20 protein-coding genes are annotated in these 25,535 nt (G+C 73.8%); 11 read left to right on the top strand and 9 right to left on the bottom strand.

What is annotated here, in order from left to right; translation table 11 throughout:
• Positions 1 to 114: 114 nt before the first annotated feature.
• Complete coding sequence (locus ACZ61C_RS46075) at positions 115 to 1,038, bottom strand: XRE family transcriptional regulator (RefSeq protein WP_465314324.1); 924 nt, start codon at positions 1,036 to 1,038, stop codon at positions 115 to 117.
• A gap of 270 nt (positions 1,039 to 1,308) precedes the next feature.
• Here ACZ61C_RS46075 and ACZ61C_RS46070 point away from each other — a divergent pair, with 270 nt between their 5' ends.
• Positions 1,309 to 4,599: a trypsin-like serine protease gene (locus ACZ61C_RS46070; RefSeq protein WP_465314323.1), complete on the top strand. Its 3,291-nt coding sequence runs from the start codon at positions 1,309 to 1,311 to the stop codon at positions 4,597 to 4,599.
• Between the two features lie 202 nt (positions 4,600 to 4,801).
• On the opposite strand, the gene ACZ61C_RS46065 is transcribed toward ACZ61C_RS46070, so the two are convergent.
• Positions 4,802 to 5,767 carry an Lrp/AsnC family transcriptional regulator gene (locus ACZ61C_RS46065; protein ID WP_465314322.1) on the bottom strand — a complete coding sequence of 322 codons (966 nt, stop codon included), beginning with the start codon at positions 5,765 to 5,767 and terminating at the stop codon, positions 4,802 to 4,804.
• Between the two features lie 115 nt (positions 5,768 to 5,882).
• Between ACZ61C_RS46065 and ACZ61C_RS46060 the strand changes: the two genes are divergently transcribed.
• On the top strand, positions 5,883 to 7,319 hold the full coding sequence (locus ACZ61C_RS46060) for an FAD-dependent monooxygenase (RefSeq protein WP_465314321.1): 1,437 nt from the start codon (positions 5,883 to 5,885) through the stop codon (positions 7,317 to 7,319).
• A 168-nt stretch (positions 7,320 to 7,487) separates the two neighbouring features.
• Here the strand turns inward: ACZ61C_RS46060 and ACZ61C_RS46055 are convergent, their stop codons facing one another.
• A complete protein-coding gene (locus ACZ61C_RS46055; RefSeq protein WP_465314320.1) occupies positions 7,488 to 9,770 on the bottom strand; it encodes an ATP-binding protein in 2,283 nt (760 codons plus the stop codon).
• Positions 9,771 to 9,872: 102 nt separating this feature from the next.
• Here ACZ61C_RS46055 and ACZ61C_RS46050 point away from each other — a divergent pair, with 102 nt between their 5' ends.
• From ACZ61C_RS46050 to ACZ61C_RS46035, 4 genes are read left to right on the top strand one after another with little or no spacing between them, the layout of a single operon-like run.
• Positions 9,873 to 11,591: a PP2C family protein-serine/threonine phosphatase gene (locus ACZ61C_RS46050; RefSeq protein ID WP_465314319.1), complete on the top strand. Its 1,719-nt coding sequence runs from the start codon at positions 9,873 to 9,875 to the stop codon at positions 11,589 to 11,591.
• The gene (locus ACZ61C_RS46045) at positions 11,588 to 11,998 is read left to right on the top strand and encodes a response regulator (protein ID WP_465314318.1); all 411 of its coding nucleotides are present in this window, start codon (positions 11,588 to 11,590) and stop codon (positions 11,996 to 11,998) included. The genes ACZ61C_RS46050 and ACZ61C_RS46045 overlap by 4 nt, the downstream gene beginning before the upstream one ends.
• Before the next feature lie 30 nt (positions 11,999 to 12,028).
• Positions 12,029 to 12,736, top strand: a complete 708-nt coding sequence (locus ACZ61C_RS46040) for a response regulator transcription factor (protein ID WP_465314317.1) — start codon at positions 12,029 to 12,031, stop codon at positions 12,734 to 12,736.
• Positions 12,733 to 14,043, top strand: a complete 1,311-nt coding sequence (locus ACZ61C_RS46035) for a sensor histidine kinase (protein ID WP_465314316.1) — start codon at positions 12,733 to 12,735, stop codon at positions 14,041 to 14,043. The genes ACZ61C_RS46040 and ACZ61C_RS46035 overlap by 4 nt, the downstream gene beginning before the upstream one ends.
• 21 nt (positions 14,044 to 14,064) lie before the next feature.
• Here the strand turns inward: ACZ61C_RS46035 and ACZ61C_RS46030 are convergent, their stop codons facing one another.
• The gene (locus ACZ61C_RS46030; RefSeq protein WP_465314315.1) at positions 14,065 to 15,273 is read right to left on the bottom strand and encodes a DUF1501 domain-containing protein; all 1,209 of its coding nucleotides are present in this window, start codon (positions 15,271 to 15,273) and stop codon (positions 14,065 to 14,067) included.
• Positions 15,270 to 16,571: a DUF1800 domain-containing protein gene (locus ACZ61C_RS46025; RefSeq protein ID WP_465314314.1), complete on the bottom strand. Its 1,302-nt coding sequence runs from the start codon at positions 16,569 to 16,571 to the stop codon at positions 15,270 to 15,272. The genes ACZ61C_RS46030 and ACZ61C_RS46025 overlap by 4 nt, the downstream gene beginning before the upstream one ends.
• 187 nt (positions 16,572 to 16,758) lie before the next feature.
• On the opposite strand from ACZ61C_RS46025, the gene ACZ61C_RS46020 reads away from it, so the two are divergent.
• From ACZ61C_RS46020 to ACZ61C_RS46010, 3 genes are all read left to right on the top strand, one after another.
• Positions 16,759 to 17,196 (top strand): SRPBCC family protein, encoded by a 438-nt coding sequence (locus ACZ61C_RS46020; protein WP_465314313.1) that lies wholly within the window; start codon positions 16,759 to 16,761, stop codon positions 17,194 to 17,196.
• Between the two features lie 6 nt (positions 17,197 to 17,202).
• The gene (locus ACZ61C_RS46015) at positions 17,203 to 18,003 is read left to right on the top strand and encodes a DUF1295 domain-containing protein (protein ID WP_465314312.1); all 801 of its coding nucleotides are present in this window, start codon (positions 17,203 to 17,205) and stop codon (positions 18,001 to 18,003) included.
• A gap of 190 nt (positions 18,004 to 18,193) precedes the next feature.
• The gene (locus ACZ61C_RS46010) at positions 18,194 to 19,099 is read left to right on the top strand and encodes an alpha/beta hydrolase fold domain-containing protein (RefSeq protein ID WP_465314311.1); all 906 of its coding nucleotides are present in this window, start codon (positions 18,194 to 18,196) and stop codon (positions 19,097 to 19,099) included.
• Here the strand turns inward: ACZ61C_RS46010 and ACZ61C_RS46005 are convergent.
• The 3 genes from ACZ61C_RS46005 to ACZ61C_RS45995 form a co-directional block, all read right to left on the bottom strand.
• The gene (locus ACZ61C_RS46005; RefSeq protein WP_465314310.1) at positions 19,089 to 20,759 is read right to left on the bottom strand and encodes a methyltransferase; all 1,671 of its coding nucleotides are present in this window, start codon (positions 20,757 to 20,759) and stop codon (positions 19,089 to 19,091) included. The two genes, ACZ61C_RS46010 and ACZ61C_RS46005, sit on opposite strands and share 11 nt — an antisense overlap.
• A gap of 16 nt (positions 20,760 to 20,775) precedes the next feature.
• Positions 20,776 to 21,948 (bottom strand): 4-hydroxybenzoate 3-monooxygenase, encoded by a 1,173-nt coding sequence (locus ACZ61C_RS46000; RefSeq protein WP_465314309.1) that lies wholly within the window; start codon positions 21,946 to 21,948, stop codon positions 20,776 to 20,778.
• A gap of 146 nt (positions 21,949 to 22,094) precedes the next feature.
• Positions 22,095 to 23,297, bottom strand: coding sequence for an alpha/beta fold hydrolase (locus ACZ61C_RS45995; protein WP_465314308.1), 1,203 nt, complete (start codon positions 23,295 to 23,297; stop codon positions 22,095 to 22,097).
• A gap of 69 nt (positions 23,298 to 23,366) precedes the next feature.
• Here ACZ61C_RS45995 and ACZ61C_RS45990 point away from each other — a divergent pair, with 69 nt between their 5' ends.
• The gene (locus ACZ61C_RS45990) at positions 23,367 to 23,966 is read left to right on the top strand and encodes a TetR/AcrR family transcriptional regulator (RefSeq protein WP_465314307.1); all 600 of its coding nucleotides are present in this window, start codon (positions 23,367 to 23,369) and stop codon (positions 23,964 to 23,966) included.
• A gap of 13 nt (positions 23,967 to 23,979) precedes the next feature.
• Here ACZ61C_RS45990 and ACZ61C_RS45985 read toward each other — a convergent pair whose 3' ends face one another.
• Entirely contained in the window at positions 23,980 to 24,942 is a 963-nt protein-coding gene (locus tag ACZ61C_RS45985) for a zinc-binding dehydrogenase (RefSeq protein WP_465314306.1), read from the bottom strand.
• A 107-nt stretch (positions 24,943 to 25,049) separates the two neighbouring features.
• Here ACZ61C_RS45985 and ACZ61C_RS45980 point away from each other — a divergent pair, with 107 nt between their 5' ends.
• Positions 25,050 to 25,445, top strand: coding sequence for an HPF/RaiA family ribosome-associated protein (locus ACZ61C_RS45980; RefSeq protein WP_465314305.1), 396 nt, complete (start codon positions 25,050 to 25,052; stop codon positions 25,443 to 25,445).
• The last annotated feature ends 90 nt before the right edge of the window (positions 25,446 to 25,535 follow it).

The following is a 25,535-nucleotide window of genomic DNA, read 5'->3' as shown; positions in this document are numbered from 1 at the left end:
CGGCGGGCCCCCGCGTACAGGCTCTTCTTCCCGGCGAAGACCCGGCGCGAGCTGACCACCCGCAACTGCGCGCGGCTGTTCCCGCGCTTCGGTGGCCGGTAGGGGCGCGAGCGGTCAGTTCCACTCCCACTCGAGCCCGAGCAGGCCCGGGCCGGCGTCCGAGACGGCCAGGTGGGCCGTGCCGGAGCCCCCGATCCACAGCGGCTTCCCCGTCCGGCGCGGACCGTTCAGGGTCGGCTGGTGGTAGGGCAGGCACCGGGCCGGCACGTCGCCGGTGAACCCGACCTGCAGCAGGTAGTGGCCCGTGGTCCGGGTGAACCGCCGGTGGTACGACGTCAGGACCGAGCCGGCCGGGTACCGCCAGGTGTACTCGACCACCGTGCGGTCCCCCGCGGACAGCGGCTGTTCCAGCAGGAGCTCGCAGACCGTCGCCGGGCTTTCCTCCTGGGGCCTGGTCCGGCCCTGGCGGCAGTACCGCAGGCCGGCCAGCACCGGCCGGGAAGACTCTTCGGCCCATTCGTAGACGACGCAGCGGTCGGTCCGGTCCACCGTCGCCTCCAGCACCAGCCGCGTCCGGACTTCGCGCAGCCTGCGGTCGGCGTCGACCAGGACGTGCTCGTGCACGTCCACGTAGCGCACCTGCCCTTCCGGCGGGGCCCCGATGGCCCGCAGCACCGGCTCGCACGACGGCCAGAGCCGCCGCCGGTCCACGGTGCCCGGGTCGGCGCCGCGTCCGCGGGGACGCCGCGGCCCGAGCAGCGCCACCAGCGATTCCCCGGGCAGCCCGGTCAGGTCTTCCAGCGCCCGCACCGCGCGCAACGACTCTTCGCGCTCCGGACGGCTCCGGCCGCGCCGCCAGTAGCTGAGCGCGGCCCGGCTCACCCGCACACCTCGTGCGGCCAGGTGCCGTTGGACCTGCTCCAGGCTCAGGCCACGCGCGGTGAGAGCCCGGTCGAGTGCGGCCGCGAACGTGCCGTGCCGCAGCAGCCGCCGCAGCTCACGATCCAGCGGGACGGCCGTCTGCGCGCTCGGAGCCATGCGACCTCCCTGCTCGTGTGCCACGGTCTCGCGGACGGTAGGCGCTCGCGCGCACACCGTGCCAGGGCCGAAAGATCTGATCCGGGCTCGTCCGGTGAACGGACTCCTCGTGGTGTGGACAACTGGCTACGGATCGGGTCTCCGAGCTGCGGAGGAAGAGCGCGGAACCGGCCACTCTGTGAACGGAACTGAACGTTCACCGGCGTCTTTTCGGGACGCCGCCGGCGTAGTTAGCGTCCCGGGAAACCGCTCTCGCCCCGGAGGACGCACATGTCGCTTTTCCCCAGTGCGAGGAGGGTGGCCGCCGCGGCGGCCACCCTCCTCGCCACCACCGCCGCACTCGGCGGGGTGCCGGCCACCGCTCAGCCACCGGACACCCGGGTGGCTCTCGCCGACTCCGCCTCCCCGCCGCCGGGCACGCACCGCAACGCCGAGGTCGCCGGAGACCGTGCTATCACCATCGCCGTCGCGCTCAAGCCGCACGACGAAACGGCGCTGGACCGGTTCGTCGCCGCGGCCGGTGACCCGCGCTCGCCCGGCTACCGGCACTACCTCACGAGCGAGCAGTACAACGCCCGCTTCGCGCCGACCGCGTCGGACGTCGGCCGGGTCACGGACTTCCTGCGCGCACAAGGGTTCCGCGTCACCGCGGTGTCGGGCAACCGCCAGGTCGTCGACGCGACCGGCTCGGCCGACGCCGTGCGGTCGGCCTTCGGCACCACGCTCGGCGACTACACCGGCGCCGACGGGAAACACTTCCGCACCAACGATTCCGCGCCCACCGTCCCCGCTTCGCTCGGGGGCGTGGTGCGCAGCGTGCTGGGCCTGTCCGACCGGCCGGTCGCGCACCGCGCGAACACGAAGGCCTCGCAGGTCAAGCCCGGACCGGCCGGCCCGGGCGGACCGGCCGGTGGGTACACGCCCGCCCAGTTCCGCACCGCCTACAGCATGACCAAGCTGGCCGGCTCCTACACCGGCGCCGGCCAGAACGTCGGGCTCATCGAGTTCGACGCCTTCAAGCAGTCCGACATCGACGCCTGGACGAAGTACTTCGGTCAGCCGTCGGTGACGCCGAAGGTCGTCCCGGTCGACGGCGGGGTGTCCAGCCCGGGCAGCAACCAGCTCGAAGTCACGCTCGACGTCGAAGCCGTCGCCGCGACGGCGCCCGGCGCGGCCCAGACCGTCTACGAAGCACCCAACAGCGACAACGCGTGGGTCGACCAGATGGCGAAGATCGCGAGTGACAACAGCATCACCATCCTGTCCGGCTCCTGGCTCAACGGCGAGAAGTGCGAGTCCGCGCCGATCAAGGCGTCGCACGACTCCTACACGCAGATGGCCGCGCAGGGCATCACGATGCTCTCGGCGTCGGGCGACTGGGGCGCCACCGGCTGCGGGTACAACGGCGACAACAGCACGGTCCAGGCCGACTTCCCGGCGAGCGACCCGCTGTTCACCGGTGTCGGGGGCACGCAGCTGCGCACCGCCGACAGCGCGGGCACCTACCAGTCGGAGTCGTGCTGGAACCAGGGCGGCTCCGGCAACACGCGCTCGGGTGGCGGCTACTCGCAGATCTACGCGCGGCCGTCGTGGCAGCCGGGCGGCAACCAGTTCCGGTCGGTGCCCGACGTCGCGCTCGACGCGGACTACGGCGCCGGCGCGCTCTCGGTGTACATGAACGGCGGCTGGCAGGACGTCGGCGGGACCAGCCTGTCGTCCCCGCTGTGGGCGGGGTACGTCGCGATGGTCGACCAGAAAGCCAAGGGGCAGGGCAAGAACGGCGTCGGCGCGATGAACCCGACGATCTACGCGGTCGCCGGCTCCGCCCAGTACTCCTCGACCTTCCACGACGTCACCAGCGGCAACAACGGCACCTACAACGCCGGCACGGGCTACGACCTGTGCACCGGCTGGGGTTCGCCGCAGGGTGACAACCTCGCCGACCCGCTCATCACCGGCTCGGCCCCGGCGCCCGACAACGACTTCTCGATGACGGCGTCCCCGGCGTCGGTGAGCGTCGACCCGGGCAAGTCCGTGACGACGTCGATCGGCACGAGCGTCACCAAGGGCAGCGCGCAGGACGTGGCGCTGTCGGCGGACGGCCTGCCCGCGGGGGTGACGGCGTCCTTCGCGCCGGCCACGGTGACCGCCGGCCAGTCCTCGACCCTCACGCTCACCGCGACGTCGTCGGCGACGCCGGGCACCAAGACGGTGACCGTCACCGGCAAGGGCGGCGCCGTGAGCCACACCGCGGACGTCTCGCTGACCGTGAACGGTTCGGGCACCGGCGACTTCTCACTCGCCGTCTCACCGTCTTCGGCGACCGTGGCTCCCGGGCAGTCCGCCAGGACGACGGTGAGCGCGACCGCCGCGGGTGCGCACTCGAGCGTCGTCGGCGGTGAGGCGACCACCGTCGAGCAGTACCCGTTCATGATCTCGATGCGCCGGGAAGGCAGCGCGTTCCCGGGCAAGCAGTCGTGCAGCATGGCCCTGGCCGGCCCGCACACGGTCGTCGGCGCGGCGCACTGCCTGCTCGAGAACCCGGGCACCAAGTGGTTCGTCTACGGCGCCACGAACCTGAACGACACCGGGTTCCGCGCCGACATCAAGGAGTCCTGGACCGACCCGGACTACCGCAGCTGGCAGACCGGGCACGACGTCGCCGTCATCACCCTCGACAAGGACGTCCCGGTGCCCGCGGGGATCACGTACCCGACCATCGCGACCGACACCTCGGTGAACGCGCCGGGCACGATGGGCCGCGGCATCGGCTGGGGCAAGACCGGCCAGAACACCTACTCGGACGTCTTGCGCACCGCGGAGTTCCCCGTGGCGAAGGACTCCGACTGCGCCCAGCACGTCGACACCTCGCAGTACTACCGATCCGACGGGTCGATGCTCTGCACCGGGTACGCGGACGGCCACAAGGGCGTTTGTGTCGGTGACAGCGGCAGCCCGTTCCTGGAGGGCAACCAGATCGTCGGGTTCTTCTCGTGGATGTCCAACGCCTGCAACACCTACGGCGTCTACGCCCGGGTGACGACGTACGCCGACGAGATCAAGGCGCACCTCGGCGGGACGACGCCACCGCCGTCGGGCGGGATCGCGCTGAGCGCTTCGGGCCTGCCCGCCGGGGCCACCGCGGCGTTCGACCCGGCGTCGATCGACACCGGCGGCTCGTCGGCGCTGACGATCACCACGAGCGTGTCCACGCCGGCCGGGACGTACCCGGTCACCGTCACCGGCAAGAACGCGCAGCAGACCCGCACCGCGACCTTCACCCTCACGGTGCAGCCGGGCAGCTCCGGGCCGGTCAAGGTGACCGATCCCGGCTACCAGTTCGTCCACGGCCAGGCGGTGCGCCTCCAGCTCCGGGCCACCGGCGGGACGGGGACGTACACCTGGTCGGCGACCGGCTTGCCGCCGGGGCTGACGCTCGACGCCCGCACGGGCCTGATCACCGGCACGGTGACGAGGACCGGCAACTACGGTTCGCCGGTCACCGCGACCGACGGCGCCGGCTCGTCGGGCAGGCTCACCGTCAGCTGGCTGGTCTACTGACGACCGGGTGCGGAGGGGAGCCCGTGGCGGACCACCGCCACGGGCTTTCCCGCCTGCCTGAGTTTGGTTCCGCGGGCCCAGGGGAATTCTCAGGGAGCGGGGGACCGATTCCCGGCTGCCGGCCGTGATCCCCCTCGTCGTGGCCGGCAGCCCGCGAAGGTTCTGGGGCCGTACTCCTCGTGCGGCGCCAGAACCGCGGGCCCTACGCCCGGTTGGCCGCCTGCTTGACCGTCCGGATCACCGGCGCCGTCTCGATGTGCGTGATCGCCGGCAGGGCCGCCACCCGCGTGGTCAGGTACCGATACAACGCGCGCTGGTCCGGGCACACGACGCTGGCGAACAGGTTGCTCGGCCCGGTCGTGGCCGCGGCGAAGGCGATCTCCGGGTGCGTGGCCAGCTCTTCGCCCGCCTCTTCCAGCCGGGCGGGGACAACCGAAAGCCAAAGCAGAGTCCGGGGACCGGTGCCGAAAAGCCGGCTGTCGACGTCGATGTCCAGGTACAGCACGCCGTGCTCGCGCAGGTCGGTCATCCGGCGCCGGACCGTGGTCGGCGACCAGCCGGTGAGCGCGGCCAGCCGGGTGATCCCGGTCCGGCCGTCGACGGCCAGCGCGGCGAGCAGCCGCCGGTCGCCGTCGTCGAGACGCACCGCGCCCGGCCGCCGTGACACCGGCGGCGGGCGCAGCCGGGCGGTCGTGTCTTCGTCCAGCCAGCCGAGCTTCGCGATCAGGCTGTCCGGGCCGCCGTAGAAGGTGTGCAGCACCGAATGCGCGGTGACCCCTTCGACCCTCGGCGTGCGAGGGAGTTTCGCCAGCAGCAGGGTTTCGCTGTCGGCCGCGGTCTCCGTGCGCACCGTGCAGGTGATCTCGGTGCCGCCGGAGGTGAGGCTCACCCACGACGTGTCGGCCCGCTTGGCCAGCGCCTCGGCGACCGGGACCGACGCGGTCGGCGCGCACCGCACCCGCAGGAACCACAGCACGGCGCCCAGCGCGGTCGGGTCGACCCCGCCGACCACCCGCACGGCTCCCGTCGCCCGCAACCGGGCGTACCGGCGGGCGATGGTGCGATCCGACACGCCGAGCACCTCGGCGATGGCGCTGAACGGGGCCCGGCCGTCGACCTGCAGCGCGTGCGCGAGCCGGCGGTCCAGCTCGTCGTAGTCGGATTCCACCGCGCTGACTCTAACCGGTGACGGATTCGGTCTCGATCACCGGCGTTTCTGGCTTGTCCGCCCCGGGCGACGCACCGTGGCTCTTGTCCTTGCAGACACAACCAGGGGAGAGCTCATGGACACCGGAGTGCTCATCGTCGGCGCGGGCCCGACCGGCCTGACACTGGCCAACGAGCTGCGGCTGGCGGAGGTGCCGTTCCTGCTCGTCGACAAGCTGCCGCGGCCCAGCGAACTCTCGCGAGCGGGTGGTGTGCAGTCGCGCACCTTGACGGCGCTCGACCAGCGCGGGCTGCTGGAACCGTTGCTGGCGACCGGGAACCACCCGGTCAGCGCGGGCCATTTCGCGGGGATCGAGTTCGCGCCGGAAAGCACCGCGCACCGGCTGCCGTGGCGGTCCGTGCCGCAGGTCGTGCTCGAAGGGTTCTTCGAAAAGCACCTCGCCGAGCACGGCGTCCACGTCCGGCGTGACCACGAGCTGACCGGCCTCGACCAGGACGGCGGCGGCGTGACCGCGACGTTCGCCCACGGCGCGGTCGTCCGCGCCGGGTACGCGGTGGCCGCCGACGGCGCCCACAGCACGATGCGGTCCCTGCTGGGGGCCGGGTTCCCGGGACGCCCGGGCACCTCGACGGTCGTCGCCGCCGACGTCCGGCTGAGCGGCGCCGGGGACGCGATGACGCACGCGCGGAGCGACGACGGCCATTGGGCGGCGCTGTACCCGCTCGGCACGGACGGGCAGGGGCGGCCGATGCGCCGGCTCGTCCTGGGCGGTCCGGGCCGCTCACGGCCGCGGGACGTCCCGGTCACCGAGGACGAGCTCCGCGAAGGCCTGCGGCTCGTCTTCGGCGACGGCGTCGGGCTGCTCGAGCTCCGGTACGCCCGCCGCATCACCAACGCGGCCCGGCAGGCCGAGCGCTACCGCCACGGCCGGGTCTTCCTGGCCGGCGACGCCGCGCACGTCCACCTGCCGCTCGGCGCGCAGGGCATGAACACCGGCATGCAGGACGCGCTGAACCTCGGCTGGAAGCTCGGCGCCGCGGTCCACGGCTGGGCGCCGGCGGACCTGCTGGACTCCTACCACGCCGAGCGGCACCCGGTCGGCGCCGCGGTGCTGCGCAACGTCCAGGCGCAAAGCCTGCTGATGGACTGGGCGGGCACGCGTGACCCGGACGTCGCGGCGACCCGGGAGGTCTTCGCCGCGCTGGCGCAGCTGCCGGAGGTCCAGCGCCACCTCGGTGACCTGCTGTCCGGGATGGCGATCCGCTACCCGACGCCCGACGCCGGCGACCACCCGCTGACCGGCCGTCCCGCCCCGGACCCGCGGGTGGCCGACACCCGGCTGCACGAGCTGCTGCGGTCCGGTCGCGGTGTCCTGCTCGACCCCGACGACGCGTTCGGCAAGGTCGCCGACCCGTGGTCGGCCCGGGTGGACCGCGCGGTGGGCGAAACGACCGCCGAGCCGATGCTCGTCCGCCCGGACGGCTACGTCTGCTGGGCCGGTGACCCGGGTGCGCTGGAACCGGCGCTGGCCCGCTGGTTCGGTGCAGCCTGAGGGGTGACGAAGAGGTCGGGGGCCGGCGGCGGTCTCGGGGAAAGCCCGCCGCCGGCCCGTGCGGTGGCGGTTGCCACGGAGTCGAAGTCGGGGCCACCGTGGTTCTGTTACGGGAAACCCGCGGAAATCCCCCTCGCCCCGCCTGGCCCTGACCGCCCGGCGTGGCGGTCACGGCTCGGGATCGGGCTCCAGGGTGAACCACGCCGTGGTCCCGGTCTCGGGGGCCGACTCGAGCCACAGGTGGCCGCCGTGGCGCTGGACGATCCGGTCCACGATCGCGAGCCCCGCGCCGTGCCCGCCGCCGTACGCGTCGCGGGCGTGCAGCCGGCGGAACAGCCGGAGGACGTCTTGCTGGTGCACTTCGGGAATGCCGATCCCGTTGTCCCGCACGAACACCGCGGCCGCCCGGTCCGGCCCGGCCGGGCGCAGCCCGACCTCGACCGTGCGCGGCCGCTCGGTTCGCGCGTACTTCGCCGCGTTCACCAGGAGGTTGACGAGCACCTCCTCCAGCCGGGCGGGATCGGCCGAAACCGTGACGTCCTCACCGGGCAGCGTGGCCCGGACGTCGTTCTCGGTCAGCCGGGGACCGGCGATGTCCAGCGCGCGGCCGGCCGCGGCCCGCAGGCCGACCGCTTCCCGGCGCAGGTCGGACTGGCCGAGCTGGGCGAAGTGCAGCAGGGAGTTGACGAGCTCGTCCATGCGGTTGGCGAGCCCTTCCACGGTCTCCAGCCGGCGCAGCGTGGTCGCGTCGAGCGTCTCGCCGGCGTCCTCGCCGATGAAGGCGACGGTGGTGGCGATGCCGCGCAACGGCTCCTTCATCTCGTGCGCGGCCGCGTGGGCGAAGGTGTCCAGGTCCTGGTTCGCCCGGCGCAGCTCGGTGTTGAGCCCGGCCAGGTGGGCCGCCTGGCGCAGCGAGATCGCGGACACGGCCCGGCCGAGGTCCGCCGCGACCGCTTCGTCGGCGGCCGTCCACGGCAGGCTGTGCCCACGCACCACGGCCTGGTAGACGGCCGACGAGCCGCGCGGCGTGAGCCGTTCGCCGTGCGGGCCGAGCCGGACCGGCTGGGCCGGGTCGGCGGCCCAGGTCCGGTCGGCGCGGCGTTCCCGCCGGGTCCAGGCGACCAGATCGCCGTCGCCGAGCCCGAGCACCAGCGCCCCGCTCAGCGCGTCGGCGTGCGAGGCGAGCCCGGGAGCGTGCTCGGTCAGGCAGTCGCTCGCCCAGACCTCACCCGCGGCGAGGTCGGGCACCACCGGCCACAGCGGCGCCACGTCGGTGTCGCCGTAGGCGGGGGAAACCGTGCCGCCGAGGCGGAGGACGACGGCGTCGGAGCGGACGAGCCCGGCGAGCAGCTCCCCGTTGTCCGGCAACGACCGCGCGGGTTCCGTCTCGAGGGTCGCGACGAGCCGGGACAGCGCGGTCCGGGCCTCCTGGCGGGCCCGGGCCGTCTCGGCCTCCTGGAGCGCGGCCAGCTGCAGGGAGAGCGTGACGCCGAAGAACTCGCACGCCGCGCGGACTTCCGGGTCGAGCCGGCGGGGAGCCAGTCCGTGACAGGCGATCAGGCCCCACAGCGCGCCGTCGTGCAGCAGCGACACCGACATCGACGACGCCACGCCGATGTTGCGCAGGTACTCCAGGTGGAACGACGAGACCGTGCGCAGGGTCGAGTCGGACAGGTCCAGCGGCTCGGTGCCGCCGGGCAGCGCCGCCGGGTGCAGGGCCGACGTGGCGTCGTCGACGTCGTTGATCACGCGGATCCAGTTGCGCTCGTAGAGCCGGCGTGCCTGGGGCGGGATGTCGGTGGCCGGGAACCACAGCCCCACCCACGGCTCCAGGCCGTCCGCGAGTGCCTCGGCGATCACCTCGCCCGGGCCGGAGCGGCCTTCGAAGCGGTAGGCGACGACCCGGTCGTAGCCGGTGAGCGCCCGGATCTCGGCCACCGCGGCCGCGCACACGTCGACGACCGTGCGCCCGTGCTGCAGCCGGGTCAGCGCGGCGCGCACCGAGGGGTAGAACTGCGAGAAGCGGAACGGGCGCTGCGCGGTCGCGGGCTCCAGCTCCAAGACGAGCCGGCCGTCGGCGTGGTAGACGGTGACGTCGAACTCCGGCCCGTCCGCGGGCACTCGCAGGGCGAGCAGGCCGCGGTCGCCCGTCGGCGCTTCGAGGGTCTGCCGGACCGCGGCTACCCCGTCGGCGCCGAGCAGGGTCTCCACCGGGGTGCCGATCAGCTCCTCGGGAGTGCGGCCGAGCAGCCGCTCGGTGGTCGAGCTGGCGACTTCGACGCGCCCGTTGTCGGCCACCGCCACCAGGGCGCCGTACGACTGGATGCCGCCGAGCCGGTGGATCGGCTCGGTCACGCAGACCGAGAAGTCGAACGCCGGACCGGCCACGGCTTCCGCCGTGCGGTCGCGTTCCCCCGGCTCGAACGCCGCCCCGGCGCCGGTGTCGCTCATGCCACTCCTCGTTCTGCCCGGTCGTGCCGTCCGGCCGCGACGGAAGGCGAACCTTACAGTGGTCGTCGCCGCGAACGCGGCATCCCGGACGAGCGGAGCGTTGTGGCCATCCCCTCCCAAGACCCCTGGACGGCGCGGCTGCACGCGCTGTGGCGGGCGGCGTTCGACGCGGTGAACACCAAGGGCCTGTCGGACGAGCTCTACTCGGGCCTGCTCTGCCTCCCGGCCGCGCGCGTGGTGCTCGGGGCCCGGCTGACCGCCGACGGCACCGCGTCGGTGACGCGGTGGGCCGACCACGACGGGCTGCGCACGCAGCCGGCCGGGCTGGCGGCCGACGTCGAAGCCTGGACGGCCGAGCGGCCGGCGGGGGAGGTCGGGGAGCTACCGCTGGTCGAGGTGGCGGCCGTGGCGCCCGGGCTGGCCGCCCGGCTGACCGCGGCCGGGGCGAGCGAGCTCCTGGTCCTGGAGTTCGCGGTCGCGGAGGGGGAGCGGGCCCTGCTGGTGCTGGGCACCGCGGCCGGGCTGCCCGCCGCGCCGTCCGTGGTCACCGCGCTGCACCAGGTCGCCGAGGTGATCGTGGCCACCGACCAGCACGCCAGCCAGCTGCGCGAACTGGACGAGCGGCAGGCCCAGGACGCGATCCTCGCCGAGGCGTCGCTGCAGATGGGCGCCTCGCTCGACATCGACGACACGCTGCGCGCCGTCGTCCGGATGGCGGTGCCCGGCCTGGCCGACGGCGCCGCGATCCACGTGCGCCGGGACGGCCGGATGGTGCCGATCGCGGTCGCCCACGTCGACGCCCACCGCGAGCGCACGCTGACCGCGGCCCTGCGGGCCGGGCACTGGGCCGGCGAGCAGGTCGTCCGCGGCGCCGACCCGGCGGCCTGGGACGAGCTCCCGCGGCCGTCCGGGCTGCCCGAGGAGGCCCGGCTGCCGCAGATGACGATCAGCGTGCTGCGGGCCCGAGGCCGCGACGTCGGGCTGCTGACCTTCTTCCACCGCGCGGGTTCGCAGCGCCGCCCGGACCGGTCGTTCCTGCGCAACCTGGCCGGGCGGGCGGCACTGGCGATCGACAACGCGACGCTCTACGAGCGGCGGCGCCGGGACGTCCTTTCCCTGCAGCAGCACCTGCTGCCCGCGGTGCTGCCGGACGTGCCCGGCCTGGAGACCGCCGCCACCTACACCGTCGCCGACCACAGCCTGGAGGTGGGCGGTGACTTCTACGGCCTGGTCCCGCAGCCCGACGGCCACGTCACGGCGCTGATCGGGGACGTCTGCGGCCGCGGGGCGCCGGCGGCCGCGCTGACCGGCCTGGCCCGGCACACCCTGGAGACGGCGCTGGAGGAGGGCAGCTCGGCCGAGCACGCCATGGTGGGGCTCAATGCGAAGCTGCTGCGCAACGACGTCTCCCGGTTCCTCACCCTCGCGACGGCGACCTTCGAACCCGCCGGCCCGGCCGGGGTCGGGCTGACCCTGCTCACGGCCGGGCACCCACCTCCCCTGGTCCTGCGGCGCGACGGGACCGTGCGGGAGCCACCGTGCTCGGGCCGGCTGGTCGGCGTCCTGCCGGAGCTGCGGCTGCGTGCGGCGACCGAACGGCTCGGGCCGGGGGACACGCTGGTGCTGTACACCGACGGGCTCACCGAGGCCCGCGACCAAGCGGGCCGGTTCTTCGAAACCGACCTCGCGCCGACCCTGGCCCGGCTGCCCGGCCTGCCGCTGCCCGACCTGCTCGAAGCCCTCGTCACCGGCGGCGGGCGGTACCGGGTCGGCGACGACGCCGCGGTCCTGGCCATTCGCCACACGGGAGCCGCCGCGTGAGCGTCTGTGAACGGCTCGTCCTGGTGGTCGAGGACAGCGCCGAAGACCGCGAGGCCATCCGGCGCGCGCTGGCCCGCTCCCACCCGGAGCTGGAGCTGGAGTTCGCCACGGACGGCGACGCGGCGATCGCCCGCCTCGCCGACGCCGGCCTCGAGCGCCCCGCGCTCCTGCTGCTGGACCTCAACCTCCCGGGCCGGGACGGCTACCAGGTCCTGGCCGCACTGCGGGCGAACCCGGACCTGGCGACGCTGAAGATCATCGTCTTCACCTCATCGACGACGTCGGCCGACATCGAGCGCTGCTACGCCCTCGGCGCGGACAGCTACGTCTACAAGCCGGTGAACTTCCACCTGTTCCGCACGGTGCTGCAGGGCGCGGTGAACTACTGGCAGGCCGGCACCGGCTGAAACCGGGACGGCTCCCTTACGCTGGGGCCGATGGACGACGTGACCGCAGCACGGCGGCCGGCCGCGCCCGGCGTCCCGCGCATCCTGGTGATCGAGGACGCCGAAGCGATCCGGGTCCCGGTCGAGGCCGCGCTCGCCGCCGCGGGGTTCTCGGTCCGGGCCCGTCCCGACGGCGGGGACCTGGAGACCGAGCTCGCCCGCGCCCGGCCCGACCTGGTCGTGCTGGACGTCATGCTGCCGGGGCGGGACGGGTTCGAGCTGTTGCGGGTGATCCGCCGGGTGTCGGCGGCCGGCGTCGTGATGCTGACCGCGCGGGACGGCGTCGAGGACCGGCTGCGGGGGCTCGGCGCGGGCGCCGACGACTACGTCGTGAAGCCGTTCGTGCTCGACGAGCTGGTCGCGCGGGTGACCGCGGTGCTGCGGCGGACCGGGCGCACGCCGCCGGCGGTGGAGGTCGGCGACCTGGTCGTCGACGTCGAAGGGGGCCGGGTCCGCTACGGCGACGCCGACGTCGAGCTGACCTCCACCGAGTGGAAGGTGCTGGTCTACTTCGCCCGGCACCGGGACCGGGTGGTCTCCAAGACGCAGGTCCTGACGGCCGTCTGGGGGTACGGCGATTACGCGCCGAACCTGGTCGAGGTGAACGTCAGCACGTTGCGCCGCAAGCTCGAGGCGCACGGGCCGCGGCTGCTGCACACGGTGCGTGGGCAGGGGTACGTCCTGCGCGGCGAGCCGTGACGGGGCTGCGCACGGCTTCGCTGCGCCGCCGGGTCACCGTCACCGTGCTGGTGGTGCTGGCCGTGGTGCTGGTCGCCGTCGGGCTCGTGGTGGACACGGTCTTCCGCGCGCAGGCCGAGCGGGACGTCAACGCCGTGCTCACCGCCCGCGTCCAGCTGGCCCAGCAGCTGGCGAAACAGAACGTCGCGCCGCAGAACCTGCTGCGGCGGCTGGAGACCCGCGGCGTGCAGGCCTCGCTTTCCCTGCCGGACGGCGCCTTTCTCGGCGTGAACGACCTGCCGGCGGACGCGCGGATCCGCCAGGTGCGGGCGACGCTGTCCGGGCCGCCGCGGATCAACGGCGCGAAGCTGACCCTCACCGCGGACGAGTCCCTGGTCGCGGCCGCCGAGCAGAGCCTGCGGTGGGTGCTGGCCGGCACCGGGGTGGCCGCGCTCGTCGTCGCCGCGGTCGCGTTGCTGCTGGCCGTCCGGTTCGCGCTCGCGCCCCTGGACGCGATGACCCGGCTGGCCCGGTCGATCGTCTCCGGCGGGCGTGGTGGGCGGCTCGCCCCGGAGCGGACCGGGACCGAGCTGGGCCGCGCCGCGGCCGCGTTCGACGCCGCCCTGGACGCGCTCGAAGGCGCCGAGCGGGCGGCACGGGCGTCCGAGGAGCGGACCCGGCGGTTCGTCGCCGACGCGGCCCACGAGCTGCGGACCCCGCTCGCCGGGGTGCGGGCGGCGGCCGAGGCGCTGGTGCAGCAGCCGGCGGACGCGCCGCGGGAGCAGCGGGAGCAGCTGCAGCTACTGGTGGTCCGCGAGTCGCAGCGGGCGGGGAAGCTCGTCGCCGACTTGCTGGACCTGGCTCGGCTGGACGCCGGCGCCGAGCTCGACCGGGCGCCGGTGCCGCTGCGGGAGCTGGTTTCGGCGCAGGCCGAGCAGGTCCGGCTGACCGCGCCGGAGATCAGGGTCGAGGTCACCGGCCCGGACGTGGTCGTGCTCGGCGACCGGGACCGGCTGACGCAGATCGTGGCCAACCTGAGCGGCAACGCGGTCCGAGCGATGGACGGCCGGGGGACGCTGACCCTGGAGGTCACCGGCGACGGCGTCACGGTGACCGACACCGGGCCGGGGGTCCCGGGGCCGGAGCGGGAGCGGATCTTCGACCGGCTCGTGCGGCTCGACGCGGCCCGCGGCCAGGGCGGGTCCGGGCTGGGCCTGCCGATCGCCCGCGGGTTCGCCCGGGCACACGGCGGTGACCTGTGGTGCGAGGCCGCTCCGGGCGGGGGAGCCCGGTTCCGGCTGGCCGGGCTGCCCGGGTCCGCCGGGTGAGCCGGCCCGAGCCGGTCCGGCTCAGGCGAACAAGCCGGTGACCCGGCCGGCGTGCCCCGGCAGCACCTGGCCGGCGTCGGCGCCGAGCACGTCCTCCACCAGCGTCGCGTAGACATCGCGGAAGTCGGTGCTGAGCTTGAGGTCGCCGTCGTCGAGGTCGGTCAGGCTCGGCTCGGCGCCGTGGAAGCCGCCCCGGACGCGGGGGCCGAGGACGAACACCGGGCCCGCCGTGCCGTGGTCGGTGCCCTGGCTCGCGTTCGCCGCCACCCGCCTGCCGAACTCCGAGTACACGAGCACCGTGACCTGCTTGCCGCGGTCGGACTTCGCCAGCCGCTGGACGAACGGGGTCAGCGCGCCGTCGAGCTCGGTCAGCAGCCGCTGCTGGGTGCCGCGCTCGTCGGCGTGCGTGTCGAACCCGCCGAGCGACACCGAGTACGCCCGCGTCGGCACCCCCGCCTCGACCAGGCCGGCGACCACGTCGAGCTGGGCTGCCAGTTCCCCCTCGGCCTTCTCGCCGTCCTTCGTGGCCGCGCCCAGGGTCTGGGCGGCGCGGTGCAGGTCGGTCACCGACCGCGCCGCGCGCGCCTGCCAGAACCCTTCACCGGCCTGCGTGGCGCCGAGGCCCTGGAACGCCGTGCCCAGCGCGCCCTGCGGCAGCTTCAGCCCGCCGACCGGCAGGGTCGCGGCGGCGGTGCGCTCTCCGGCCAGCAGCGGCGGGAGCACCGGGTCGACCGACACCGCGCGCAGCGGGTCGTCGCCGGAGGCGTCCAGCCAGCGGCCGAGCCAGCCGGTCGGCACCGACGTCTCGGGGGAGGCCGTCTGCCAGATCGCCATCGACCGGAAGTGGCTGTGGTCGGGCTTCGGGTACCCGACCCCGCGCAGGACGGCCAGCTGCCGGGTGTCCCACAGGCCCTTGAACCCCTTCATGCCCGGGTTCAGCCCCAGCCCTTCGCCGAGGTCGAGCACTTCCTCCGGGCGGTAGGCCAGCTCGGACCGGGCGTCCTGGTAGGCCGGGTCGCCCGCGGGGACGACGGTGTTGAGCCCGTCGTTGCCGCCGTAGAGGGTGACGACGACGAGCACACCCGCGTCCGGGTCGAGGGGGTCCTGCTCCGCGGCCGACATCAGCCGGTTCCAGTCGACCTGGGTGGCGCCGGCGGCGAGGGCCGCGGCGGCCGTCACCCCGGTCGCGGTGAGGAACCTGCGACGGTTCACCTGCTGCACGATCGTCACCCGCTCACTACGTATTCGGGGGCACAAGCGGCCACTGTGGACAGCTGACGCGCGTCACCGGCGACCGCGGCGAGCGCGGCGCGGGTGCGGTCGGACCAGGCGTCGACCCCGAGCAGGTCGCCGACCGCGGCGACCTTGTCCCGCGCCTTCGCCACGGCGCCGAGGTCGGCGTGCGCGACGACCTGCTGCGCCGCGTGCAGCCGGGCCAGGCCCGCCGAAGTCGTCAGCCAGGCTCCGCCGGCCGCCCAGCCGCCGACGCTGGGCGGCTGGAACGGCACCTGGCCCATCCCGCGCAACGCCGCCAGCAGCTGCGTCCGGGGCTTCTCGTCGAGCTTTCCCGGGCGGACGCCGAGCGCGCGCAGCAGGCCGGCGAGCCATTCGACCGGTTGCTTCACCAGCGATGTCGCGGGGTCGCGGAAAGCCGGTTCGGCCGTGATGGCCAGCAGGAGCGCCCGGATGTCGCGGCGGCTTCCGTAGGCGGCGACGAGCCGGTTGAGCGTGTCGGGCGGCGGCGGGGTCGCGGACACGAGCCGCGCCCAGACCCGCCCGGCGACGAACGGCGCCGACTCGGGGCGCCCCAGCACGAGGTCCACAAAGGACTGTGCGTCGAAGTTGCCGCTGGCGCCGAGGATGCGCTTCACCCCGTTGTCGTGCCGCTTGGCGACCAGCTGCGCGCCGGTGGCCTCCCGCTTGGCGGTCCAGCCGGTCAGCGCCCGAGCCGCCTCGCGGACGTCGTCCTCGCCGTAGTGGCCGACCCCGAGGGTGAACAGCTCCATGAACTCGCGGGAGAGGTTTTCGTTCGGCTTCCCGGCCTTGTTGCTGTTGCCGTCCAGCCACAGCAGCATCGCCGGGTCGACGACCATCGCCCGGGCGAGGTCGGTGAAGCTGCCGAGGGCGTGCTCACGCTGGGTCCGGTTCTGCGCGAGCATGAGCCGCGGGCTGCGCACCTTCTGCTCGCTGGTGGCGAAGTGGCCGTGCCAGAACCAGGTGAGCCGTTCGACGGAGGCGACGTCGGCGGCGGCCATCCGGTCCAGCCACCACCCCACCGCCTGCGCGGCCTGGGCCTGCGCCTGCCGGCGGGCCTGCTGCTTCGCGGCCTTGTCGGCGTCCTTGGCCGGCTTGTCCGGGGGCGGTCCGGGATCGGGCATCGGGGTCGCGGCCGCCCCGGCGTCGGGCCCGCCACCCAGCAACCGGTCGCGGGTTTCGGCGAACCCGCGGTCCAGGTCACCGGGCCGCGGCCCGAAGCCGACGCGGTCGTGCAGCCGCCGGACGGCCGCTCGTTCGGAGAGCACCACCATGCCCTCGATCGTGCGGCGCGCGCCGGGTGGGGCGCGAGGCCGCTGCCGCTTTCTTAAGCCGATCCACAGGAGCCGTGGCCGTTCACCCCCGCGGGGCATCTTTCGGCGGCCGCCGCCGGGCCGGGCGTGGATCGGCCGATTCCGGGTAACCGGTCGGAGATCGCGCACCCGAGGAGAGGACCCACCGGTGACCACCGTTTCGCGCACCTTCACCGTCGACCCCGCGCCGGCGGTCGTCGTTCCCTACCTGGCCGACTTCGGCCACGCCGAGCAGTGGGACCCCGGCACCGAAAGCTGCACCCGGAACGACACCGGACCGGTCCAGGTCGGCTCGTCGTGGCACAACACGTCCAAGATCGCGGGGATCGGCACCGAGCTGACCTACACGCTGGAGGAGCTCACCGGGGACCGCATCGTGTTCGTCGGGCGCAACAAGACCGCGACGTCCACCGAGACCATCGAGATCACCATCCACGGGACCGGTTCGGCCATCACCTACACCAACGACCTGGAGTTCAAGGGGGCCGCGAAGCTCGCGGCGCCGCTGGGCAAGGTGGTGTTCGAGAAGCTCGGGAACGACACCGAGCGGCAGCTCACCGAGGTCCTCAACGGCTTGGGCCGCTGACCGGTGGTGGACATCGCCAACCTGCGCCGGGTGGCCGGGCTGTCGGCCGTGGTCGTGACGGCGGTGCAGGCCGCGACCGCGGTCGTCGCCGTGCGCAAGGGCCGTCGTGACTACGCCGACGCCGTCTGGGGGCCCGGCTTGGCGGCCGTCGCCGTGAGCAGCGCACTGGCCGGGCGCGGTGACGCCCGCCGTCGCTGGGCGCTCGCGGCGGTCACCACCGTGTGGGCGGCGCGGCTGGAACGGCAGATGCTGGCTCGCTTGCGCGGCAGTGACCGCGAGGACCCGCGCTACACCGAGTTCCTCGACGGCGACTCGACCGCGGCGGTGGTGGGCAAGGTCTTCGTCACGCAGGGGCTGAGCCAGCTGCTGGTGTCCGCCCCGGTGCAGCTCGCCGCCGCGAGCGCCGTGCCTCGCGGCGCCCGCCGCCTGCTCGCGCCCGCCGGGCTGGCCGTGATGATCGGTGGAGCGGTGCTCGAGGCGCTGGCCGACCACCAGAAGTCGGAGTATGCGAAACGGGACCGGGACGAGCGTCCGGACGTGCTCGACACCGGCCTGTGGGGCTGGTCCCGGCACCCGAACTACTTCGGCGACTCCCTGGTGTGGGACGGCGCGTGGCTCGCCGCGGCCGCCTCACCCGCCGCGGCCTGGACGCTGCCGGCGCCGGCGGTGATGAGCTACCTGCTGATGTTCGCGACCGGCGCCAAGCGCACCGAACGGCGCATGCAGGAGCGCCCGGGCTACCGCGACTACCAGCGGCGGGTCGCGTTCTTCTTCCCCCGGCGACCGGCCGCGGCCAGAGCATCCTAGAGGGGCTTCGCGGTGAACCGGCGGGAACCGAGTCCTTCGACGAACTGGCAGCCGTAGCGCCGACAGCCTCCGCATGGGAGTTCCTCCTCGATCGGTGCTTTCCGGACGGACAACCCGGGTGCGGGGTTGCCCGGACACTTGCCTTTGCCCGACACTCGTCCATCACCACCGGCGGGGAGTGAGGTCACCCGTGTCGATCCTGTCGAAGCCGTTCGTCGCCGACAGAGTGGCTCGCCTGATGGCGGCCGCCGCCGCTCGCGTGATGAGGGCGCGTCCGCTGTTCCCCGAGATTCCCGGCCGCACCACCACAATCACGATCCCCACGCGCCACGGGCCGATGCCCGCGACGCTCTACCGCCCACCGGGCAAGGCAACCGGCGTCTACGTCAATGCTCACGGCGGCGGTTTTGTGCTGGGCGGCCCGATCGCCGACGATCCGCTGTGCCGCTACCTCGCCGAGCACGCCGGGGTGTTCGTGGTCAACGTCGACTACGTCCTCGCTCCACACCAGCGGTTTCCCGCTCCCTGCGAGCAGATCCACGACGCGCTGACGTGGGCGGCCGCACCCGAACGCGAATGGGCGGGCGCCCGGCTGTGCGTCGGCGGCCAGAGCGCGGGCGGCTCGCTCGCGGCCGCGGCCTCCCGGCTCGCCTGGCGCGACGGCGGCCCCGAGATCAGGTTGCAGGTGCTGCACTACCCGCCCCTGGACCTGGTCACCCCGGCCGCGGACAAACCCGCGCGGGACAACCGGGTGGTGATCCGGCCGTGGATGGGCGAAGTCTTCAACACCGCCTACCTCCCCGACCTCGCCCGCCGCGCCGACCCGTTGGCGTCCCCGGCGTGGGGCGCCAACGCCGACGACTTGACCGGAATCGCCCCCGCACTCGTGATCACCTGCGAGCACGACCGGCTACGCGCCGAGGCGGTCGCCTACGCGGGCAAGCTCGCCGAGGCCGGTGCCCTGGTGGAGCACTACGACCTCCGCGGCGTGGACCACGGTTACGACCTCATGGACGGCGACCCCGACCTGGTCCGGCGGGTGTACACCTTCCTCGCCCGGCACGTCGAACGCGCCCTCGCCCGGCCTAGCTCGTGACGCTCGGGATCTTGCGGGCACGCAAGACGTACGTGTCCAGCGGAAGCTGGATGGACGCGGTGAGCTGAAACCCGGCGTCGGCGAACAAGGCGCGGTAGTGGGACTCCGTGCGTTCGCGGCCGCCGACGTTGCAGAGCATGTGGACGTCCCATGGCACCGCCAAGGAGTCGACTTCGCCGCCTTCAGGCAGCAGCCGCTCGATGACCAGGAGCTCGGCGTGGTCGGGCATCGCCGCGGCACACGTCGCGAGGATGGTCCGGCAGCGGTCGTCACTCCAGTCGTGCAGGACCCGCGACAGGAGGTAGACGTCGCCCGTGGCGGGCACGGACTCGGTGAAGTCGCCGGGGACCAGGGTGCAGCGGCCGGCGAGGGGCGCGAGCGTGGATTCCGCCGACGCCAAGGCGTGCGGGCGTTCCACGAGGACACCGTGCAGCTGCGGGTTGGCCGTCAGGACCCGGGCGAGCAGCTCGCCGTTGCCGCCGGCGATGTCGACGACGGTGCCCACGGCGGAGAAGTCGACCACCAGGACCAGTTCGGCGAACACCGCGTTGCTCGCGGCCATGGACTGGTGGAACAGCCCGGCCAGCGCGGGATCGGCGGCCATGTGGTCGAAGTGGTGAGCGCCGAAGACCTTCGCGTAGGACTCCTCGCCGGTGCGGACGGCGTCGGTCAGCGCGGCGAACGACCGGTAGAACGGGCCGCCGTACATCAGCGCCAGCGGCCGGAGGGACCCGCTGATGTCCGACTGCAGCAGGGATCCGGACTCGGTGAGCGCGTAACCGGCGGGCGAGACGCGGACGAGGCCGAGGGTCGCCAGGTAGCGGAGGAGCCGGCCCAGGCTGTCCGGGTCGGCGCCGGTGGCGGCGGCCAGACCGGGCAGGTCGGCGAGGCCGGCGGCGAGGTGGTCCGCGATCCGCAGTTCGGCGGCCGCGGTGATCGCCTGAGTGGCCCACGCCCCGGTCATCAGGCGCAGTAGCCGCGTGCCGGCCGCGGACTCGTGCCGGTGGGTGGTGAGCAGCCGGTCGTAACGCCCCGCGCAGTTGAGCTCCAGGCGGCGGACGTCGGGAACCGGGTGGTCGCCGTTGCGGAAGTACAGGACGGTGGTGTTCTCGTAGTCGTTGTACCCACCGCCGTCCGGGCTCATCCGGGCGGCGATCGCGGACCTCAGCCCGGCGAGGCTGAACGGGTCGCCGTCCGGAACGCTCAGCGCGACGTGGCACTCCCGGCCGTGCCGGCGTTCGTCGGCCGCGATGAAGGCGAGCTCCGGCGGGGTGGCGAGTGCGAAGATCTCGACCTCGCACAGCCGGCCCTCCCGGTCACGCACCGGTGCGCGCAGGATGCCGAGCTCCAGCTCCCCGATGGGAAGCCCGTACCGGCGGCTCAGCCGGTCGCGCACCACGGTGCTCGGGGTCATCGGGCCCGTCGTGACGCCGTGGCGGGCCAGCTCCGCGGCCAGTCCGTCGAGCGTGCTCGGGAACAACAGCACCGCGGCGTGGGCGAGGGACGCGTGCCGGGCCAGCGCCACCCGGTCGGTCTCGTCCAGCGACGGCATGGCCGTGGCGAGGACCGAATCGGTGGTGTGGGCGCGAACGAACTCCGTCGCGGCGGTCAGGCGGGTGAGGTCTTCGGGCGCGAGCGCAGGGGCGATCGTCGCGGTCATGGCAAACTCCAGGTGGTCAGATGCCGACGTAGTTCTCGGCGAAGAGGTCCTGCTGGGCCCGCGAGTCGCGCAGGAGGTCCAACCGGGTGTCGCGCAGCACCCGCTGGAAGCCGGCGTCCGGATCGGTGCCGGACGGCGCGTGGAGCAGGCCGATCATCCAGTGCGAAAACTCCTGCGCGCGCCAGATCCGGGGCAGGCAGGTCCGCGAATACGCGGCGAGAGCGGCTTCGTCGTCCCGCGCGAGCGCGTCGGAAAGCGCGGTGGCGAGGACCTCCGCCTGCAGGATGGCCAGGTTGGCGCCCTTGGCGGCCGACGGGCTGATCAAGCTTGCGGCGTCACCCGCGAGGAACAGCCGGGCGTGCTGCATCGGGTGGACGACGTCCGAGCGCAGCCGCACCGGACGGCGTTCGACGATGGGCCCTTGGCGCAGCGGGCCGAAGCGGTCGGCCCGCATCCGCAGGTTCAGCTCGGCCCAGACGCGGTCGTCGGGCCACGCTTCGGGGGTGTCCTCGCGCGAAACCTGGAGGTAGTAGCGGGTCGTCCGCGGGCTGCGGGCCATGTGGCCGGCGAACCCGTTGTCGTGCATGGCATACGTGACCGCCGGCATGCTCTGCGGGGCCTGGGCGAGCAGCGCCAGCCAGGTGATGCCGTGGTCGCGGGTGTGCCGCGCGGTCCGGGCCGCGGGCATGGCCGCCCGGGCCACGCCGTTGCTGCCGTCGCAGCCGACCACAAAACGCCCGCTCGCCTCGCCGGCGCCGTTTTCGTCGCGGAAGGCGACGGTGGCGGTCTCGGGGTCGACGCTCGTGACGGTGCAGCCGAACCGCAGTTCACCGCCGCGGCCGAGGAATTCGCCGACCAGGTCGGTGACGAGGTTCTGCTGCGGGTAAACCGTGTGCGTCTCGCCTCGGCCGAGCGTCGCGTAGTCCAGCTCGAACTGGCTTTCGGCGTAGCGGAACGCGCAGGTGCCGTGCTCGCGGCCATCGCGGAGCATGCCGGCCGCGAGGCCGTGCTCGGTCAGCACCCTGGCGCTGTGCGCGTTGAGGAATCCGGCTCGGGCGCGGGTCTGGACGTGCTCACGGCTGCCGCGCTCGAGGATGAGCACGTCGATTCCCCGGGCCCGCAGCAGATTTCCCAACACCAGTCCGGCCGGCCCCGCGCCCACGACGAGCACACTGGCCCGGTTGGCCATGATCGACTTGTTCCTTCCCGGAAATGATCTTCGGGGGTGATGACTGCCGATCAAGGTAGTGGCACCGGGTGTGGTGCGCCAGGTATCGGACAGGTGACAATTCCTCGTCAAAATGATCTTGAAAGCCGTCCGAAATGGACACGGGGTTATTTCGGGCCCCGGTGGTCGCCGAGGGCTCGGGCGGAGACGTCGGGAACGTAGACCGCCAAAGCCGCGACGAGCTCCCTGATGTCCCGGCGGGCCGAGTCGTCGAGGCGAGCGGTGCGGGCGACGTCGAGTTCGTTGGCGATGGTGAGCACCGCGAAGTCGGTGAGGTCGGCGCCCGCGAGGGGGATGGTCTCGCCGGTGAAGCGGTCGGTCAGCGGGAGCGGTGTCGTGCCGATGCGGGCGTAGGTCCGGCTCCGGTCGCAGGCTCCGTAGAGGTAAACGAGGGCTTCGGCCTCGTCGCCGATGGCCGCCCGCAGGCGGGCTCGCCGGTCCGGTGGCAGCAGCGGGTGCGGGAAGCCGTCGGTGCCGTACACGGCGTGGCAGAGCGCGGCAAGACGCACGCGCGGGCTCCCGCCCCAGCTTTGCACGAGGTCCGCTACCCGCCGCAGGTGGGTGAGGAGGTCGCCGCCGGGGTGGTCGGTTCCGGCCGCGCCGAGCTCGCGCAGGAGCGCCAGCGCCGGCCAGTCGGCGGTGCCGGCGGCGATCGTCTCGGCCAGCGCTCGCGGCTGGTCCCGGGCGACGAGGTGCCCGGCGCCGGGGATGCGGACCACCGTCGTCTGCGGAGCGAGGTGCCGCAATCCGTCGACGTCGTCGTCGGTGACGGGGGAGTGGTGGCTGCCGCGGACGAGCAGGACGGGCCGGTCGAGCCCCGCGGTGATCTCCCGCAGCCGGGGAACGCGGGCGAAGATGTCCTCGACGAGTTCGGTGTGCGCGCCGGGCAAGGGGAGGGTGGCGAGGAAGCGGCGGGCCCGCCGCGGCTCGAGCCCGGGGACGACGTCCACCAGCACCAGGCCCGCCACCCTCGTCCGCACCGCCGGATCATCCAGGGCGGCGACGGCAGCGAGCCCGCCCAGCGAGGCGCCGACGACGACGCATCCCGGCGGCTCGGCGTGCACCATGGCGGCGACGTCCTCGCCGCAGGACGTGAGGGTGCGCGGCGAGCCGTCGCTGTCGCCGTGGCCGCGCTGGTCGTAAGCCACGCACCGGAACCCGGCGTCGACGAGGAGGTCGACGACCGGCGTCCAGACCGAGCGACGCTCTCCACCGGCGTGGAGCAGTAGCGCGGTCGGCCCGTCGCCGGCTTCCTCTCCGCGCAGAACCGCGTCAGGGCGAGTGATGCTCCGGTGCCGCAAGACGACCATGACGACCCCCTACCTTGGTGCTTCAAGGTAACGACTCGTACCTTGAAGCGTCAAGGTACGATCGCCGCCGTGACACCTCAGCGCGTGCGCCGTCCGCCCGACGAGGCCCGGCGCCTGATCCTGGAGGCCGCCGAACGGCTGCTGACCGAGGGAGGGGTGGCCGCCGTCCAGATCCGGGCCGTCGCCGCCCGTGTCGGCATGACCGACGCCGGGGTCAGCCACCACTTCGGCACCCGTGACCGCCTCTTGGCAGCCCTGCTGCGCCACGGCGGCCGGAAGATCCGGGCCGGGATGGACGACGTGCTGCGCTCCTGGCTCGACCGCGGCCCCGATCTCGGCCGGCTGGTCGAGACGATGGCCGCCTTCTACCGCCAGGGTTACGGCGCGCTGGCCGTGGCTCTCCACGCGGCCGGGTGGCGGGACGACGGCTCGGGGATGCTCGATCCGGTCGTCGACACGCTGCACGCGTTGCGCCCCGACGCCGCCACCGCCTCGGTCGAGGACACCCGGCTCGCCGTCGCGGCGCTTCACCAGGCGCTGGTCACCGAACCCTTGTACGGCCCGGCTTTCCGCCGCAGTGCCGGGATCGCGGGCCGGGCGGCCGGCACGCCGGACCCCCAGCTGCGCTGGTGGTCCACCTGCCTCGCCCGTTCCCTCGGCATCGGCTGACGCGCGTGCCCGGTCAGGGAAGCAGCAGGAGCTTGCCGGTGAACCGGCGTGCCTCGATGTCGGCGTGCGCCGCCGCGGCGTCGGCCAGCGGGTAGGTCCGGCCGATGACCGGCGTCAGCCGGCCCGCGGCGGCCTCGTTCAGCACGTGGACCACCCGGCGCGCGTTGTCCGGCCAGAACTCCGGGAGCTGGGCCATGTCCACCACCGTCAGCTGCTCCGCGTGGTCGACCACCGCCTCCGAGCCGCTGGACATGCCGTACCCGGAGAACCGGCCGCCGGGCGCGAGCAGCGCCGCGGCGGCCGTGCCGACCGGACCGCCGATCCCGTCGAACACCACGTCGAGCCCGTGCCCGCCGGTGATCGCGCGCACCTGCTCCGGCCAGTCCTTTGTGGAGTAGTCGACCACGTCGTCGGCCATTTTTGCCGCGAGGGCAAGCTTTTCTTCGCCCCGCACGCCGGCGATGGCCCGCGCGCCGGCCGCACGGGCGAGCTGGATCGCGAGACTGCCCAGGCCGCCCAGCCCCGGTGCGACGAGGACCCGGTCCCTGGTCCCGACAGGGGTCTTCTCCAGCAGCGCGAGTGCGGTCGCCCCGTCGTCGAGCAGCGCCGCCGCGGTGCGCGGATCGACGCCGTCGGGCAGCGGGAAGGCGGCGTCGGCGTGGGCGAGCACCGTGTCGGCGTACCCGCCGCCGTAGCTCGCGGTGGACCGGGTGACGACCCGCGTGCCGAGCCACGTGTCGTCCACTTCGGCGCCGACCGCGGTGACCGTGCCCGCGACCGCTCCGCCCGGCACGTACGGCGGCCGGACGTCGAACACCGCGGGGCCGTGGCCGGACCGGATCCGGGCGTCGAGCCACCCCACCCCGATCGCCGCGACGTCGACGACCACCTCACCGCGCCCCGGCGCCGGGGCAGGCAGGTGGACGAGCTCGAGAACCTCGGGGCCGCCGAACCGGCCGGCCATGACCGCACGCATGTCCGAAGGCTAAAAGTTCAACCGGACTCGAAGTCAAGTGCGCACCGGGTTTGAGCCGGGCGCCCTCGTGGGTACTGACGGAGTTCACCGTTGTCCAGCTTCGGAGGGTGCTCGTGCAGATCCAGGTCAACACCGACCACAACATCCACGGTGGCGAACGGCTGGCCACCTACGTGACGACCGACCTGGAAGGCAGTCTGTCCCGGTTCGGTGGCTGGTTGACCCGGGTGGAGGTGCACCTCAGCGAGGACGGCGGCGGCAAGCCGGACGACAAGAAGTGCGTGATCGAGGCGCGACCGGGCGGCAAGCAGCCGGTCGCGGTCACCCACCACGCGACCACTGTGGACGACGCGTACGCCGGCGCGGCGCAGAAACTGGGGCGGCTGCTGGATTCCCGGTACTCCCGCGCCCACGACCACAAGGGCAGCGACAGCATCCGCCACATGCCCGCGCCGGAGGACCCGGACCAGGTCGGCACGATCGAGGACGAGCCGCGGGACTGACCCACTGCCGCCGCGGGGGGGGGGGGGGGGGGGGGGGGGGGGGGGGGGGGGGGGGGGAGGGGGGGGGGGGGGGGGGGGGGGGAGCGGGGA

This window comes from Amycolatopsis sp. NPDC104587 (assembly GCF_055583645.1).
Note: the sequence above shows the minus strand (reverse complement) of the source record. Positions and strands in the feature narration are given on the sequence as shown.

Bases quoted from the DNA above. Each gene is read 5' to 3' on its own strand.
- ACZ61C_RS45985 (WP_465314306.1), bottom strand. From the start codon at position 24,942: ATGCGTGCGGTCATGGCCGGCCGGTTCGGCGGCCCCGAGGTTCTCGAG.
- ACZ61C_RS46075 (WP_465314324.1), bottom strand. From the start codon at position 1,038: ATGGCTCCGAGCGCGCAGACGGCCGTCCCGCTGGATCGTGAGCTGCGG.
- ACZ61C_RS46040 (WP_465314317.1), top strand. From the start codon at position 12,029: ATGGACGACGTGACCGCAGCACGGCGGCCGGCCGCGCCCGGCGTCCCG.
- ACZ61C_RS45995 (WP_465314308.1), bottom strand. From the start codon at position 23,297: ATGGTCGTCTTGCGGCACCGGAGCATCACTCGCCCTGACGCGGTTCTG.
- ACZ61C_RS46060 (WP_465314321.1), top strand. From the start codon at position 5,883: ATGGACACCGGAGTGCTCATCGTCGGCGCGGGCCCGACCGGCCTGACA.
- ACZ61C_RS46005 (WP_465314310.1), bottom strand. From the start codon at position 20,759: ATGACCGCGACGATCGCCCCTGCGCTCGCGCCCGAAGACCTCACCCGC.
- ACZ61C_RS46055 (WP_465314320.1), bottom strand. From the start codon at position 9,770: ATGAGCGACACCGGCGCCGGGGCGGCGTTCGAGCCGGGGGAACGCGAC.
- ACZ61C_RS46025 (WP_465314314.1), bottom strand. From the start codon at position 16,571: ATGGTGGTGCTCTCCGAACGAGCGGCCGTCCGGCGGCTGCACGACCGC.
- ACZ61C_RS46070 (WP_465314323.1), top strand. From the start codon at position 1,309: ATGTCGCTTTTCCCCAGTGCGAGGAGGGTGGCCGCCGCGGCGGCCACC.
- ACZ61C_RS46000 (WP_465314309.1), bottom strand. From the start codon at position 21,948: ATGGCCAACCGGGCCAGTGTGCTCGTCGTGGGCGCGGGGCCGGCCGGA.